The sequence below is a fragment of the Methylobacterium sp. PvR107 genome, from assembly GCF_017833295.1.
Classification (GTDB): Bacteria; Pseudomonadota; Alphaproteobacteria; order Rhizobiales; family Beijerinckiaceae; genus Methylobacterium.
On the sequence record NZ_JAFIBW010000001.1, the window covers coordinates 1765006 to 1780142 of the forward strand.

A 15137-nucleotide genomic window follows, 5' to 3' on the forward strand; every position below is an offset into this window, starting at 1 on the left:
AACGGCACCGCGCTGCGGCTCTAGTTGCGGCAACGACCGCGCTTGGCAAGGACTGCGTTTGGCAAGCGGCGGAGCCGACCGGCTCCGCCCCGGGACACCGCCCTAACGCGCCGCGGCCTTCACGGCGGCAGGGATCACGATCTGTCCCTGCGCGAGGCTCTTCGGCCAGATCGCCACCTGCTTGCCGTCCTGCCACTGCGCGATCAGACCGGTGATGAAGCCCTGGCCGTATCGGATCGAGTGGGTGAACGGGTCGTCCTTGCCGTAGAACTGTGTCCGCCCGACGGTGCCGACCCAGTCGGTTGTCTCCAGGGCCTCGACGAGCTTGTCAGCCTCCGTGGTACCCGCGCGCTTCACGGCGTCGGCTGCGTAGTAGACCTGATCGTAAGCCATGTAGCCGGCATAGGACGGATCGCTGCCGAAGCGCTTCTTGAACGCGTCGCTGAACGCCAGCGACTTGTCGGTGATCGCCGCCCCTGGCACGGCGATGCTCTGGAAGATCACGCCCTGGGTGGCGCCGTTGGTGTTGGCCCAGAAGGTCGAGGAGGTCGCCTGCGAGTTCATGCCGGTCATGGCCAGCGGCACTTGCTGGTTCTGCCACTGCACGGTCGGCTGCACCCCGACATGCGAGATGCCGGTGACGATCAGGTCCGGCTTGGCCGCCTCGATCTTGTTGTAGATCGGCGTGAAATCGCCGGTGTCCGGCGAGAAGCGAATGTGATCGACGACCTTCACGCCGATCTCGGGCAAGCATTTCTCGTAGCCGACATCGAGCGGCCGCGTCCAGGCCGCATCCTCGCTCATGATCGCGGCCGTCTTCACCTTCATCAGGTCAATCAGCATGTCCTTGGTCGAATCACAGATCGACTGAGCAAGGGCCGCCGAAGTCAAATATCCGTGGAAGGTGTACTTGTTGCGCGCGTAATCCTTGTGGACCGCGAGGCTGATCTCGTTGGAGGCCGCGCCCGGCGTGATCATCGGCGTCTTCAACCGCGCCGCCCAGGGCATCAGCGCCAGCACCACCTCGGAGATGTAGCTGGCGATGACGAGGTTGACCTTGTCCTCGGAGACCGCCCGCTGGAAGGCGCGAACCGCATCGGAGGCGGACGACTTGTCGTCGTAGGTAACGACCTGAATCTGACGACCCTCGATCCCGCCCTTGGCGTTGATCTCGTCGGCGGCGAGTTGCACGGCCTGCGGGATCGAGGCCCCGACCACAGACTGCGCCTCGGCGATCACCCCGATCCGGATCGGATCGGCGGCCCGCGCCGGTTCCGTGGTCACCAGCCCGGCCACTGCAAGCAGGGCTAGGGCCCGGCGGGAAACGCTCCGATCGATCGCCATGGATTTCCTCCTGCACGCCGTGCGGCTTTTGCCGCCGCATCGGCTTGACGCGCGGAGTGTGCAACACCTCGGCGGATGAATACAATGTGCAGCTGTGATCAATGGCAGGCGAATGTTGGAGAAACGCCGGGCTCAGCGGGGTGAAGCCGCTGGCGAGCGTGGAACGTTCGATCGCCGCTGGCGAGAAGATTCCGCACCTTTGGATCCGAGCCCCGCGTCGCGCCGAGTGGCTCGGCGAGACGCAGGCGGCTTCATCAGAGGGCCGTGCCTGCCGCGATTCCGGGGCAATCCGGCCCGCATCGAAGCCGTCGGTTCGGAGCGACCGCGTGTTTCGCTTGGGATCCCGTTGCCATGCCGCATACGAGGTGATCTTGGCCCATAGGGCCCGCTTCCTGAGCTGCGCCCCTCGGGTTTCAACCAGCCGCCCGAGCGATGGCGCTGCGGGGCCGTTTCGAGCGTCTGCCCTCGACAGAGACGTCCGGGACTCCGATCATCGTGAATGACCTGAACGCTGCCCCGAGCACGCCCGCGGCGCTCGCCAAGTCGCCGACCGGCATCGAGGGGTTCGACGATCTGACTATGGCGGCCTCCCGGCAGGGCGCCCGTCCCCGATCTGCGGCGCTGCGGGCTGCGGCAAGACCCTGTTCGCCACCACGTTCCAGGTCGACGGCGCGGCCCGGTTCGACGAGCCGGGCGTGTTCATGCGCTTCGAGGAACGGGCGGAGGATCTGGCCGCCAACATGGCGTCACTGGGCTACAATCTCGAAGGACTCGTCGCCGCAGGCAGGCTCGCCATCGACCACGTGCGCGTCGAGCGCGGCGAAATCGAGGAGACCGGCGAGTACGACCTGGACGGCCTGTTCATCCGCCTCGGCTTCGCGCTGGACAGCATCGGCGCCAGGCGCGTCGTGCTCCACACGATCGAGACCCTGTTTGCCGGTTTCACCGACCTGTCGCTGCTGCGCGCGGAGTTGCGACGCCTGTTCGGCTGGATCAAGGATCGCGGCCTGACGGCGATCATCACGGGCGAGCGCGGCGAAAGGCAACTCACCCGGCAGGGGCTGGAAGAGTACGTCTCAGATTGCGTCGTGCTTCTCGACAATCGCGTCGAGGACCAGATCACCACACGCCGCGTCCGCGTGGTTTAATATCGCGGTTCGGCCCATGGCACCAACGAATACCCGTACCTGATCGAACAGGCGGGCATCAGCGTCCTGCCGGTCACGTCGGCCGAACGCGACGACGAGGTGCCGGGTGGGATCATCTCGTCGGGCCTTGCCGGACTGGATGCCATGCTCGGCCCGGGCGGCTTCTATCGCGGCTCCAGCATCTTGATCTCGGGTGAGGCCGGGACGGGCAAGACCGTGCTGACGGCCTCCGTCATCGATGTGGCCTGCCGGCGCGGCGAGCGCGTTACAGGCGACACTCCTTCGGATGATCGACCTGATCAAGACCCGGGGCATCACGGCCGTGTTCACCACCCTGGGCGGCGACGGTTCCCTCGTCCAGGAGGACGACCTCGGCGTGTCCTCGCTGATGGATTCGTGGGTCAAGCTACAGAACATGGAAGCCAACGGCGAACGGACGCGCACGCTCTATGTCATCATACGCAGCACAGGGATTGCGGCATCCGCGGCGGCGTCTGCAGGCGTTCACCGCGTCCCGTACATCCGGTCGCCGGCGTCGCCGAGGCCCGGCACGATGTAACCGTGATCGTTCAGGTGGCTGTCGATGGCGGCAGTCCAGACCGGCACGTCAGGATGCGCGGCCTGGAGCTTGGCGAGTCCCTCTGGCGCCGCCAGCAGGCAGACGAACCGCAGGTCCGACGCCCCCCGGGCTTTCAACCGGTCCAGGGCCGCAATGGCCGAGTTCGCGGTCGCCAGCATCGGGTCGAGCACCAGGACGGTCCGGTCGGCGAGGTCGGACGGCGCTTTGAAGTAGTACTCCACCGCCTCCAGCGTGTCGGGGTCCCGATAAAGCCCGACATGGGCAACCCGCGCCGAGGGGACGAGCGACAGCATGCCGTCGAGGAAGCCGACCCCTGCCCGTAGAATCGGCGCCAGGACCAGCTTCTTGCCCTGGATCTGCCGCCCCTCCATCGGTTGAAGCGGCGTCTCGATGGTCACCGGCTCGAGCGGAAGGTCCCGCGTGACCTCGTAGGCGAGGAGCATGCCGATCTCGTTCAGCAGCTGGCGGAATCCCTTGGTCGAGCGCTTCTTGTCCCGCAGGTATGTGAGCTTGTGCTGCACGAGCGGGTGATCAACCACCGTGACCCGAGCTGTCGGCATCGCCTTAACCCCTCCGCTGCGGCTGCCGGAGCAATGCCGGACCCTCGGCCGGGGCGCAACTTCCGGAGCGAGGACGCAACACGACGGCAACCCACCTGACGAACGCGGGAGCCTCTCCGACCGAGGCACCCGCCACTTGTGACCTTCAGACCGGATCCGGCCGCGAACTCTGAGGCGCGGACTCGCGCCGAGCGCGACCGGAGCCGCCTATTGGGAGGCTGGCGCCCACAACCCGCTCGATCCTGGCACGAGCCGGCAAGAGGCCGCGGGAGCGCTGGCGTCGGGTCAGCGCCGTTTGTCTTGTACCCTCAGCCAGACACAGATGTCGGCTGGCCGCCTTAGATGGGCATAAAAATTTATAAGTCATGTATTAGCATCAATATATATTTTGAATATATTGCCACGCGATGATATATTTGAACAGATATTTACGGATTAGCCAGTTTAAGGCTCTATATATAACGATTCTTTTGTCATCTTGATGTTCACGATTTCCGAACTACATTAGACTCAGTCCAAAAATCGACCTGATGCGAAAATCGGGTTCTGAAATAAGCGAACGTTTCATGCCCATCAATTTATCTCTCAAATTGTTACTGGCAATCCTCTTCGGATGTCTAGCGCTTAATTCGGCCATCCAGGGCGGACTCTCTGTCCGAGAACTGGCCGTTATTCGCGGGTCGGCGACGGCCCTCGCGACCAATTGGCTGCCCTCCCTGGAAACGATCAGCGCTGTGGAGGTCGCGGCCTCGGAAGTGCGAATCAAGCAGTACCGGCTGCTCCTGCTGTCGATCACCGCGGAACGTCGCGCAGCCAACGAGAGCAATCTCGCCGCAACCTTCGTCAAGCTGCGCGAAGCCAGGAGCAGCTACGAGCCGCTGATTAGCAGCCCGGAGGAACGGAGCCTCTACGAGACCTTCGCGGCGTCCTGGGCGAAATTCGAACGAACGGACAGCGAGGTGCGTCGCCTCGTTGCGGCTGGTCAGCAAACCGAAGCGATAGCGCTTCTGACGCATCCTGACGTCGTCGCCCTATACGACGGGGCGCGTGCGACCCTCGCGCAGCTTGTTTCCTTGAACGAACGAGCGGCCGCCCACGAGGCCGACACCGCAATGACGCGGGCCGGCACCGCCACCGCCACCGCCTATGTCGGAATCGCGCTTGCTATGGCCTCGGCCCTGGCCGCAGCGATCTTCGGCCTGGTGCGGATCTCCCGACCGATCCAAGTGATGACCCGCATCATGTCGGTCCTGGCAGCCGGCGATACCGAGGCGGAGGTGCCCTTCCAGTCCCGCCGCAACGAGATCGGCGCGATGGCCGCGGCCGTTCAGGTGTTCAAGGACAACCTGATCCGTACCCGGAAGCTGGAGGAGGAGACCGCCGCGGCCCGGCTCGCCGCCGAGGCGCAACGCAAAGCCGGGCTGCGTCAGCTCGCGGACCAATTCGCCAGGGCGGTCGGCGGCATCATCCGTCAAGTCTCCGCTTCGGCGAACGAACTGGAGGCCACAGCGCAGATCATGACGGCCACGGCTCGCCGGACCGCCGACCAATCGACGACCGTTGCCGCGGCAGCCGAGCAGGCGGCCAGCAACGTCAGCACGGTCGCTGCCGCTGCCGAGGAGCTGGGATCGTCCGTGCATGAGATCGGTCGGCAGGTCGATGGTTCCGCCAAACTCGCCCAAGTCGCGGTCGGCGAGGCCGACCAGACCGGCTCATTGGTTCAGGAACTCAGCGCAGCCGTCGCGCGCATCGGTGACGTCGCGGGTATGATCGCCTCGATCGCGAGCCAGACCAACCTGCTGGCCCTGAACGCGACGATCGAGGCGGCGCGCGCCGGCGCGGCCGGCCGCAGCTTCGCAGTGGTGGCCTCGGAGGTGAAGGCGCTCGCGGAACAGACGGCGCGGGCGACTGACGAGATCTCGGCCCAGATCGCACAGGTTCAGGCTTCGACCGGACAGGCGGTCACGGCGATCGGCGCGACCACGGCTCGGATTCGGGAGATCAACGGTGTTGCTACATCCATCGCGGCAGCGGTGGAGGAGCAGGGCGCCGCGACGCAGGAGATCGTCCGGAACGTCGGCCAGGCGGCAGCTGGAACCGGTGAGGTCACGAACAACATCGTGAGCGTCGCGGAAGCGGCCGAAGAGACCGGGCACGCAGCGACTCAGGTGCTTGCCGAAGCGTCCCGGCTCTCGGAGCAATCCGAGCACCTGACCACCGAGGTCGACCGGTTCCTCGAAACGGTCCGCGCCGCTTGACCGGCTCGCTGTCGGACCACGCGCTGAGGCGATCCCGAGGCTGTCGTCGCACCGGGCCCGAGCCGATTGGCTCGGGCCCAGTGCACGATTGCGATTAGACCGAACGCGTCTCGCCGCCCTCGCCGCGGCGCTTGGCCATGAAGGCGTCGAACTGCTCGCGATCCTTGGCCCGCTTCAGCTCCTCGACGAACTCCGCGAAGGCTCTGCTCTCCTCTGCGAGGGCCCGGCGTTGCGCCTCCAGCCGGTCGAGCTCAGCACGGCGGTATTCGTCGAAGGCCGCATTGCCGGTGCTCTCGCGCCGGCTGGCGGCCTCGAAGGCACGGGCGAACCGGGATGCGGGGCGCGAGCCCCCGACATCCGAGAACGTCCGGCGCGCGCTGTCGCGGAGTTCCGTGAAGGCCGGGTAGCCGGCCAGCTTCCAGGCAACCAACGCAAGACCGATAGGCCACCAGTAGATGAAGCTGACAACGATGGCACCGATTTCCAGGGAACGGCGCGGGAACGGGCCGGACCGGCAGAGCCGGCCGGTCGCCCAGGGAGAGGAAGATTGAGAGGTCACGGCTGTGCTCCGCTGTTCATGTGAACGCGGTTAACATGCGAGCGCTCAGAACGCCTTTCAAGGCCGTCAGGCGCGGGGTTCGGATCCGCTGTTCCGCGCGGCCCCATGGACGAGAGCAAGCACCCCCGCCCGCAGCAGCTCGTATTTGTCCGGAAAGCCGGGTCCGCGCGGCAGGTGGCCGGCAGCCGAGAGGGTCGCCAGCCCGTGGGCGAGCGCCCAGACCTCGAGGGCGATGAAGCGGGGCGCGACGCCTCCGAATCCGTCCGCGAAGGTCGCCTGTAGCGCCTCGACCAGCAGGTCGAATGGACTCGGGCGCGCGGCGGCCCCGCTGGGGCTCGGCCCAGACTCGGCTTCCGTCAAGCCAGTCGGAAGCCCTCGCGTCTCGAAGATCGCCGCGTAATACGCCGGCTCCTCCTCGGCGAAGGTCAGGTAGGTCTCGCCCATACGGGTAAACCGCTCCAGCGGCGTGCCACGCGAGGTCAGCGCCCGAGCCAAGCGCGCGGCCAGCTCCGCAAATCCGCGTCCTGCGAGTTCCTCCAGCAGAGCCTCACGGCCTCGGAAATGGCGGTACAGCGCAGCCGGGGTCACGCCGACGAGACGCGCGGCGTCCACCAGCGTGAAGCCGCCGATCCCCCGCTCCGCGATGAACCGGCGCGCGGCCTCTATGAGCGCCTCCTTCAGATTACCGTGATGGTAATTCCGCCGGTCGCTCGGTCCGTCCAGCCAGGGTCGCAAGATCCCACATCCTCTACGCGCGCTCAGACACCTCACAGAAGGTTCACCGCGCTGTCGAGTCGAGACACGAGCGGAGATCGGAGATTCGTGAAGCGTCCGTTGGCATTACGGCCGAGGACCGGGTTTGTTTCGCGCCAAGTGACCGCACTCGCGCTTGACCGGCCGGCACGGGCGCAACATTATTACAACTTCGACGCGGGCGAGACCGCCGCGCGACGGAAGTCGATGAGGCCCGGTGGCCTGCCCCCGAGGAAGTGCATCCGGCATGGCGTTCGTGAGCCTCAAGGCGTGGCGAGCCCGCTCGGCGGAGCGCGCCGCGATTGCCGCGCGACTGAAGCAGGACCTGATCGCGGCTTTGGGGCTCGGCGAGGCCGACGCGCTGGCGGTCAACGAGATCGCCTGCGCCGATCCCGGCTGCCCCGACCTGGAGACGATCGTGCTGGTGATGCGTGCGGGCGTCCCGACTCGCGCCCTGCGCATCCGGCGCCCCCTGGATGCCGTCGACAAGAACGACATCGCCGCGCTCGTCGCCGAGGAGCGGCTCGGTCCGCCATCTCGATGATGTGACGAAACCCGCGTCGCATCCGGTGCGCGGCGGCATCGGAGGCCGCAACCTTTGCGCCGGGTTCGTGTACCCTGCAAGAGGAGCCGGCATTCTGTGCAGGGTACCTGGCCGGGAGAAACGCACCATGCATCGCCGTCGCGACGTCCTCACGCTGGCCAGTCTCATCTTGGCCGCCGGACTTGCGCCCGCCGCGGCCGGCGAGACGAGGCCGTTCTCGGATCCCGCGTTCGAGGCCGCCCAGAAGAGCGGCAAGCCGATCCTGGTCGAAGTCAGCGCCCCCTGGTGCCCGATCTGCAAGACGCAGAAACCGATCCTCGCAAAGCTCTCGTCCGACCCGCGCTTCAAGGACCTGCAGATCTTCGACATCGACTTCGACAGCCAGAAGGATTTGCTCAAACGGCTGAACGTGCGCATGCAGAGCACGTTGATCGCCTTCAAAGGCACGATGGAAGTCGGTCGGTCTGTCGGCGAGACCCAGCCGGAATGGATCGAGGGTCTTCTGGAGAAGGCGCTCTGACCGGCAAGGGGGCCCTTCCGGTTCCGTTCAGCCAACGCCCGGCATATCCCTCCTCGCCCCAAGCAATCTGACGGGGCCCATGGAGAGATCCGGTGACGAGCGCCCGACCCCTTGCGGACCCGATCCCCGACGCGATCGTGGCCGTGCCCGTGCGCAACGAGGAGGAGCGCATCGCGGCCTGCCTGCGCGCCATCGATAGCCAGACCGGTCTCGCCCCGGGCAGCCTCGGTGTGGTGCTGTTCTTGAACAATTGCACGGATCGGACGGAGGCCATCGTCGCCGAAATGGTGCCGGACTTATCGATCCCGGTCCGAGTTCTGGTCGAGACGTTTTCTGGCGCTCATGCCGGCTGGGCCCGGCGCCGGGCGATGGACGCCGCCGCGGCGTGGCTCGGGGAATCGGGGAATGCGGGGATCATCCTGTCCACAGATGCGGACAGCCGGGTGCCGCCGAACTGGGTTGCCCGGAATTTCGCGGCGATCCGGGGGGGCGCTGATGCGGTCGCCGGCCGCGTCGAACTCGATCCCGCCGAGGCGGCCTTGCTGCCGCCGTCCCTGCCTGCCCGCGGCAAGCTGGAGGATCTCTACGACGCCCTGATCACCGAAGCGGAGGCGCGCCTCGATCCCGATCCGCACGATCCGTGGCCGTGCCACCGCACGACGATCGGCGCCACCCTGGCGGTGACGCGCGCGGCTTATCGGCAGGTCGGCGGCATGCCGGAGATCCCGCTTGGGGAGGATGGGGCCTTCATCGCCCGCCTCCTGGAGCACGGCCTGCGGGTTCGGCACGCCACGGACGTGTGCGTGACCATCTCGGCCCGGCTCGCCGGCCGCGCGCCCGGCGGCGTCGCCGATACGATCCGCTCCCGTTGCGAGGAGCCGGACGCGCTGTGCGACGCTCGGATGGAGACCTTTCCGCGGGCGGTGCTCCGGTATGTCTGGCGGCGGCGGTTCCGGCGGCTTCACGATCGCGGCCAGCTCGGCGGCAACCTGGCCTGGGCACGTGCCATCGGAATCGATCCGGGCGACGCGGAACGGATCGCCGCCCTCCCCCTCGGACAGGCCATCGCCGAGGCCGAGCGCGCGAGTCCGCGCCTCGTCTACCGTCCGATCGGACCGCGCCAGCTGCCCGGTCAGATCCGGGTCGCGCAGCTCGGCGTTGCCGCAATACGTCTGGGCCTGGCGGTTTCCAGTGTCGTCCAGAGGACCTGGCGAGCCGTGTCTCCCGGACGCGCGATCACCGACACCCGCGACAGCCGGATCTGATTCGGTCAGCGAACGCGGGACCCGGAAGCATCCTGCGGATGGCATAAGCGCCGCGGAGGTTGGAGCGGGTGAATCGTGATGTCACCGGGATCGTGCGCCGAGGGTCTCGATCAAGCTTCTGCCCGACCGGGGGCTCTATATTAACGAGCCGGGAAGCGAATTAGCAGCGCGGGCGGACATCTGCCCTTTCGCGCACAGCTGTCCGCCATCGTCGCGCGGTCTCATGAGGCCCGGCGCACGAATGCGCGCAGGGATTCGCGCCGACTGGCACGCTTCAGTGATCGGCAGCTGCGACCCGCGGCTCGGCGCGCGCGGTGGGGGCGTCGGCGAAGCGAAGCACGACTGCCCGCCCCTCCGACGGGGGCACGGGGAGGCTCGCGCGGAACCGCGCAGTCTCAGCCGAGGCGAGGACCGCCCGGGGTGCCGGGACCGAGAAGGTTCGGATTGCCCGCCCGCCCGCATCCCGGATCTCCACGGCGAGCGGCGCGACCGGCGTGTCGGACCGCGCGACGCCCACGAGGTCGCCCTCGACCACCAGTTCCGCCGGCCGGCCGTCCTCGGCAGGGTTGCTGAACGCCACGACGTCACGAATCTCGATGCCGCGCAGGTTCACCGGCAGCCCGACCCGCGCGAACAGCGCGGCGGTCTGCGGGACTACCCGGACTACGCTCGCGCGGGCAAGACAGACCAGGGGCAGCGCCGCGAGAAGCGTCAGGCCAAAGGCGAGGGAGACCGACATTCCGGACATGCCGCGACGCGCCCTCCCGCCCCACGACGCCTGCCGGGCGGCCCGCCTCCCCGCCGGAGCCGGGATGTTGGTGGCGGCTCGCACCGAGGCGGTCGCCTCCTCCCAGGCCGCTGCGGCGACCGGATCATCGCTTGCTTCGGCGTCATCCGCGAGCTCGGCCTCGTGGCCCGCGAGGACGTCGGCCGGGGTGAGGAACCAGGTCTCGCGACAGGCCGCGCAGCGGACGGAACGGCCCTCCATGCCGACCTTGTCGGCATCGATCCGGTACTCGCTCGCGCAGCTCGGGCAGGCGATCAACATACGTGTCGGGCTCGCAACGCGCGGCCGCAGCGGGCCGGATGACGGATTCGCTGAGAAAGTGTGGCCGAACAGGGTTAAGCGCGCGTGAAATCCCGCAGGCCTTGAAAACGCCTGCCCGTAGGGCGATTCCCAGGCGATGCGTGGATGGAATACGGCACGGTCTTGAACCTACAGGCGAACATGAAGAGCCTGCTGCCCGGTGCGGAGCGTCCGGTTGTGCAGTTCGAGAACGTCGGCATGCGCTACGGCCTCGGGCCGGAGGTGCTGTCCGACGTAAGCTTTCGCATCGCGCCGCGCTCCTTCCAGTTCCTGACGGGACCTTCGGGCGCGGGCAAGACGACGCTGCTGCGCCTGATCCTGCTGTCGGTGCGCCCGACCCGCGGCCTCGTGTCGATCTTCGGTGATGAGGTCAGCGGTATCTCCGCCAAGGCCCTCACCGGGCTGCGGCGCCGCATGGGCGTGGTGTTCCAGGATTTCCGCCTCCTCGACCATCTCACCACCTACGAGAACGTCGCTTTGCCGCTCCGCGTCCAGGGGCGGGCCGAGACGAGCTACCGGGCCGAGGTGGTGGAGTTGCTGCGCTGGGTTGGCCTGGGTGAGCGGATGCACGCGCTGCCGCCTCTTCTGTCCGGCGGGGAGAAGCAGCGCGCCGCCATAGCCCGTGCCCTGATCGCCCGGCCCGACCTGCTGCTGGCCGACGAGCCGACCGGCAACGTCGATCCGGGGCTGGGCCGCCGTCTGCTGCGTCTCTTCCTCGAGCTCAACAAGCTGGGGACTTCGGTCATCATCGCCACCCACGATTTCGGCATCATGGACGCCGTCGACGCCCGCCGGATGGTGCTTGGCGAAGGCCGGCTTCGGATCGAGGAATGAGCACGCAAGCCATCCCGCGGACGCGGCCCGAAGCGTCCGGACCCGCCGACCCGGCGGTGCCGGCCAACCTGCGCCGCAATGCGCCCCTGGTTCCCACCGATACGGCGGCCGGGCGCTCGCTGGCTGCGGTGATCGCGATCCTGACCTTCCTGGCGGGCCTGTGCGCGGGCGCGGCCGAGATGGTCGCGGCGAACGCGTCCCAGTGGCAGGGCGACGTGGCCCAGGAGGTCACGATCCAGATCCGTCCCGGCCCCGGCCGCGACGTCGATGCCGACGTCGCCCGCGCCGCGGGCATCGCCAAGGGGGAACCCGGCATCGCCGAGACGCGGGTCTTCTCCAAGGCCGAGGCCGAACGCCTGCTGGAGCCGTGGCTCGGCAGCGGTCTCGATCTCTCGGACCTTCCGGTGCCGCGGCTGATCGCCCTGAGACTCGCCGGTGACCAGGGGGCCGACCTGAAGCGCCTCCGGTCGCGGCTCTTGGAAGCGCTCCCGGGCGTGGCCAGCCTCGACGACCACGCCCTCTGGCTCCAGCGGCTCTCGACCGCGGCCAACGCCTTCGTGGGAATAGGAATCGGGATGGTCTTGCTCGTCCTGGTGGCAACCGGTCTCGCCGTGACCTTCGCCACGCGCGGCGCCATGGCGGGCAACCGCGAGGTTGTCGAGGTGCTCCACTTCGTCGGGGCCGACGACGATTACATCGCCAAGGCGTTCCAGCGGCGCTTCTTCGGCCTGGGCCTGCGCGGTGGTGCGATCGGCGCCGGGCTGGCGATCCTCGCCTTCGTCATCACGGGCCTCCTTGCCCGGGCGGCCCGTTCAGGTCCGGCCGGCCAGGAGGTTGAGGCGCTGTTCGGTGCCTTCCACGTCGGGCTCCGTGGCTATGCGAGCGTCATCCTGATCGGCGTCATCGCCTCACTCGTGACCGGCGTCGTCTCGCGGATCACGGTGCGCCGCTTCCTGGCCTGAAGCGGAAATTCGCTGCGGCACAGGTGAGCAGGCGGAGCCCGGTCATACGTTAACGATTGGGAAACCTTATCGACGCGGTGTGGCCTGGGCCGATCATGGTGCCTCCGGGCCGCCGCAATCGGCGCCGATCCTCCGGAGGATGACCACGCGTATGCTGCGCGCATCGGATCCGCCCTCGACCGACGTTGTCGGCTGGGCATGGCACGAGCGGGCTCGCCCGCTTCGCTCGGTGGCGCCCGTACAGCCGCACAGACGGCGCGGGGTCGCGCTCTGGAGTTGCGGCGTCGGCGCCGTCCTAGCCGCGGTGGCCCTGCTGGCCGGCTTCTTGGTCTTCGTGAATGCGCTGGCCCGGCACGAGCGGATTCCCGCGGACCGGGCGGACGGGATCGTGGCCCTCACCGGCGGCGCGCAGCGGATCGGGGACGCGATCGACCTCCTTGCCGGCGGATACGGTCGTCGCCTGCTGATCACTGGCGTCAACGAACGCACCAGCCGCGACGAGATCGCCCGGCTGAACCCGACCCAGCGCGCTCTGATCGCCTGCTGCGTCGATCTCGACTACAGGGCGCGGAACACGATCGGCAACGCCATCGAAACGCGGCGCTGGATGCGGGCGCACCGCTTCAGCACCGTCGCGGTGGTGACCTCCAATTACCACATGCCGCGGACCCTGATCGAACTCGACCATGCCTTGCAGGACAGCGACCGCGTCCTGCCGCATCCGGTGGTCACCGACGCCTTCGATGCCGACCGCTGGTGGCAGAGCCCGCCAGCAGCCAAGCTCGTCGCCTCAGAATACGTGAAGTTCCTCGCGAGCTGGGTACGCACCCGGTTCGAATCGGATCCCGAACGCTCCCGGGCGGCGATCCTGATCGGCCGGGGCAAGCCGGTGAAGATGGTCGCCGAGCCGCTGGTGTTGCGCGGCGTGGATTGAGCGCCGCCGACGCTCCAAAATCATCAGAGCGTGACCGAGCGGCCCTTCCGGACACTCCGCGGACGTCGCCGGGTCGCACGGAGCATACCACGCTGCCCTGCTCGTCTGCGGCAGCTGGAGCTCAGAAGGCGTAGCCTCGGCAGCGGTCAACGCCCGGTGCAGCGTGCCTTGATCGCCTCCGAAAACTCCCGGTCCGAGGCCTGAACCTGGGCGAGCCGCTCGCTCCGGTCCGACCCGGACAAGCAGCGACCGTAGACGCTGGCGACCCGACGCATGGTCTCGACGTGGCGCCGCCAGATCCGACAGTTCTTCGCGTCTTCGCCATCCGCCTGCTCCAGCTGATCGATGGCCTGCCGCTGCATCGATTGCGCGACCAGGAGATCGCGTGCGCAGGTGGTCTCGCTCTGGGCTGGGGCGGGTCCGGTCCAGCCGGCGGCAAGGGCGAACAAGACGGCGGCTCGAATCCCCACCATCAGGCGGCCTGCGGCGCCGTCGAGCGTGTCAGCAGCGCGTAGAGAGCGCCGGCATCGCGGGCGGCTCGGATGTGCGCGAGCATGCCGGGCTCGCGCAGGACGCGGGCGACCTGGGCCAGGGCTTTCAGGTGATCGGCGCCTGCGCCTTCGGGAGCGAGTAAGAGGAAAGCGATGTCCACCGGCTGGCCGTCGAGCGCCTCGAAATCCACCGGCCGGTCGAATCGGGCGAACAGACCGAACAACCGATCGAGGCCCGGAAGCTTCCCGTGCGGGATCGCAACGCCCTCGCCGATGCCGGTCGACCCGAGACGCTCCCGCTGAAGAAGCGTGTCGAAGACAGGACGCTCACCCAAGGCCGGCAGGCGCCGCGCCGCTTGCGCGGCGAGGTCCTGAAGCACCTGCTTCTTGGCGCGCGCGCGCAGCGACGACACGACCGACTCGGGGTCGAGAAATTCCAGAACTGGCATCGAACGACCGTTGCCCCGTCACCCGTCCGCATCGGACCGGGCCTCGTGCAGGAGCGCCGCCGACCACTCCGGTCACGCCCCTGCCTGTCAATCAGCCGGGGAACGCGCCGGTTCCGGCTCCGTTCCTCTCGACCCACAGCGTCAGTCGACGGTGTTCGGCGGGTCCACCCAACCGATCGCGCCGTCGCTGCGCCGATATACGACGTTGACGCGGCCGGTACCAGCATGGACGAAGACAACGACTGGCGACCCCGTCATGTCGAGGGCGGTGACCGCCTCACCGATGGTGCGGCGCTGCAGGGTCCGGGTGCTCTCGGCGACGATCGGCGGGTGGGCGTCGCCCTCCCCGACATCGTCTTCCTCGTCCTCCGGAGCGGCGAGCACCGCATAGGCCGCCTCGACGGCCGCGTCGTCACCACGCCCGGCCGCATGCTGCTTCAATCGGTGCTTGTAACGGCGCAGCCGCGTTTCCAGACGCTCGGCGGTCTGCTCGAAGCTCGACCGCGCATCGTGGGCGAAGCCGTTCGCCTCGATGGTCAGGCCCGATACGAGATGCAGCACGCAGTCCGTCCGGAACGCCGTCCCGTCCCGTCGGAGCGTGACGTGACCGGAGCAGGAGTCGTTCATGTGCGAGTCGAGATATTTGGCCTGGATCGCGGACAACCGTTCCTCGACGCGGCCGCGCAGACTCTCCCCGAGATCCACGCCGTGGCCCGTGACTCGCAACGACGCCATGCTGCCTCCCCCATTTCGATGCGTTCCGTCGAATTAGAGAGCCGGCTCGCGTGAAGTCAACGGAGCCGCAGCGGTCGGCTCGCCGTTTAAGCCTGGGTTCAGCCGGGCAGCCTG

General features: G+C 67.9%; 15 protein-coding genes and 1 pseudogene. 8 read left to right on the forward strand and 8 right to left on the reverse strand.

The window, feature by feature from the left end; all coding sequences use genetic code 11:
• Positions 1-102: 102 nt before the first annotated feature.
• Positions 103-1344: an ABC transporter substrate-binding protein gene (locus JOE48_RS08160; RefSeq protein WP_210029114.1), complete on the reverse strand. Its 1242-nt coding sequence runs from the start codon at positions 1342-1344 to the stop codon at positions 103-105.
• A 432-nt stretch (positions 1345-1776) separates the two neighbouring features.
• On the opposite strand from JOE48_RS08160, the pseudogene kaiC reads away from it, so the two are divergent.
• Positions 1777-2949: pseudogene (kaiC, locus tag JOE48_RS08165) on the forward strand (circadian clock protein KaiC); the annotation flags it as partial.
• Positions 2950-2996: 47 nt separating this feature from the next.
• On the opposite strand, the gene upp reads toward kaiC, so the two are convergent.
• Positions 2997-3632 (reverse strand): uracil phosphoribosyltransferase, encoded by a 636-nt coding sequence (gene upp / locus JOE48_RS08170; RefSeq protein WP_210029115.1) that lies wholly within the window; start codon positions 3630-3632, stop codon positions 2997-2999.
• A gap of 566 nt (positions 3633-4198) precedes the next feature.
• Here upp and JOE48_RS08175 point away from each other — a divergent pair.
• On the forward strand, positions 4199-5890 hold the full coding sequence (locus JOE48_RS08175) for a methyl-accepting chemotaxis protein (protein ID WP_210035645.1): 1692 nt from the start codon (positions 4199-4201) through the stop codon (positions 5888-5890).
• Positions 5891-5984: 94 nt separating this feature from the next.
• Here JOE48_RS08175 and JOE48_RS08180 read toward each other — a convergent pair whose 3' ends face one another.
• Both JOE48_RS08180 and JOE48_RS08185 read right to left on the reverse strand, forming a co-directional pair.
• Positions 5985-6449 carry a DUF2852 domain-containing protein gene (locus JOE48_RS08180; protein ID WP_210029116.1) on the reverse strand — a complete coding sequence of 155 codons (465 nt, stop codon included), beginning with the start codon at positions 6447-6449 and terminating at the stop codon, positions 5985-5987.
• Between the two features lie 66 nt (positions 6450-6515).
• On the reverse strand, positions 6516-7184 hold the full coding sequence (locus tag JOE48_RS08185; RefSeq protein WP_210029117.1) for a TetR/AcrR family transcriptional regulator: 669 nt from the start codon (positions 7182-7184) through the stop codon (positions 6516-6518).
• A gap of 265 nt (positions 7185-7449) precedes the next feature.
• On the opposite strand from JOE48_RS08185, the gene JOE48_RS08190 reads away from it, so the two are divergent.
• The 3 genes from JOE48_RS08190 (at position 7450) to JOE48_RS08200 (ending at position 9531) form a co-directional block, all read left to right on the forward strand.
• Positions 7450-7746: a hypothetical protein gene (locus JOE48_RS08190; RefSeq protein WP_210029118.1), complete on the forward strand. Its 297-nt coding sequence runs from the start codon at positions 7450-7452 to the stop codon at positions 7744-7746.
• Positions 7747-7873: 127 nt separating this feature from the next.
• Entirely contained in the window at positions 7874-8266 is a 393-nt protein-coding gene (locus JOE48_RS08195) for a thioredoxin family protein (protein ID WP_210029119.1), read from the forward strand.
• Between the two features lie 92 nt (positions 8267-8358).
• Positions 8359-9531, forward strand: coding sequence for a glycosyltransferase (locus JOE48_RS08200; protein ID WP_312893127.1), 1173 nt, complete (start codon positions 8359-8361; stop codon positions 9529-9531).
• Between the two features lie 274 nt (positions 9532-9805).
• On the opposite strand, the gene JOE48_RS08205 is transcribed toward JOE48_RS08200, so the two are convergent.
• Positions 9806-10579: a zinc-ribbon domain-containing protein gene (locus JOE48_RS08205; protein ID WP_210029120.1), complete on the reverse strand. Its 774-nt coding sequence runs from the start codon at positions 10577-10579 to the stop codon at positions 9806-9808.
• 180 nt (positions 10580-10759) lie between these two features.
• Between JOE48_RS08205 and ftsE the strand changes: the two genes are divergently transcribed.
• The 3 genes from ftsE (at position 10760) to JOE48_RS08220 (ending at position 13348) form a co-directional block, all read left to right on the forward strand.
• Entirely contained in the window at positions 10760-11452 is a 693-nt protein-coding gene (ftsE, locus tag JOE48_RS08210) for a cell division ATP-binding protein FtsE (RefSeq protein ID WP_192707518.1), read from the forward strand.
• Positions 11449-12414, forward strand: coding sequence for an ABC transporter permease (locus JOE48_RS08215; protein ID WP_210029122.1), 966 nt, complete (start codon positions 11449-11451; stop codon positions 12412-12414). Before ftsE ends, JOE48_RS08215 begins: the two co-directional genes overlap by 4 nt.
• A gap of 151 nt (positions 12415-12565) precedes the next feature.
• A complete protein-coding gene (locus JOE48_RS08220) occupies positions 12566-13348 on the forward strand; it encodes a YdcF family protein (RefSeq protein ID WP_210029123.1) in 783 nt (260 codons plus the stop codon).
• A gap of 146 nt (positions 13349-13494) precedes the next feature.
• Here JOE48_RS08220 and JOE48_RS08225 read toward each other — a convergent pair whose 3' ends face one another.
• From JOE48_RS08225 to JOE48_RS08235, 3 genes are all read right to left on the reverse strand, one after another.
• Positions 13495-13821: a hypothetical protein gene (locus JOE48_RS08225; RefSeq protein WP_210029126.1), complete on the reverse strand. Its 327-nt coding sequence runs from the start codon at positions 13819-13821 to the stop codon at positions 13495-13497.
• On the reverse strand, positions 13821-14288 hold the full coding sequence (ptsN, locus tag JOE48_RS08230; RefSeq protein ID WP_210029127.1) for a PTS IIA-like nitrogen regulatory protein PtsN: 468 nt from the start codon (positions 14286-14288) through the stop codon (positions 13821-13823). Before ptsN ends, JOE48_RS08225 begins: the two co-directional genes overlap by 1 nt.
• Positions 14289-14429: 141 nt before the next feature.
• Positions 14430-15023, reverse strand: coding sequence for an HPF/RaiA family ribosome-associated protein (locus tag JOE48_RS08235; protein WP_210029128.1), 594 nt, complete (start codon positions 15021-15023; stop codon positions 14430-14432).
• Positions 15024-15137 lie beyond the last annotated feature (114 nt).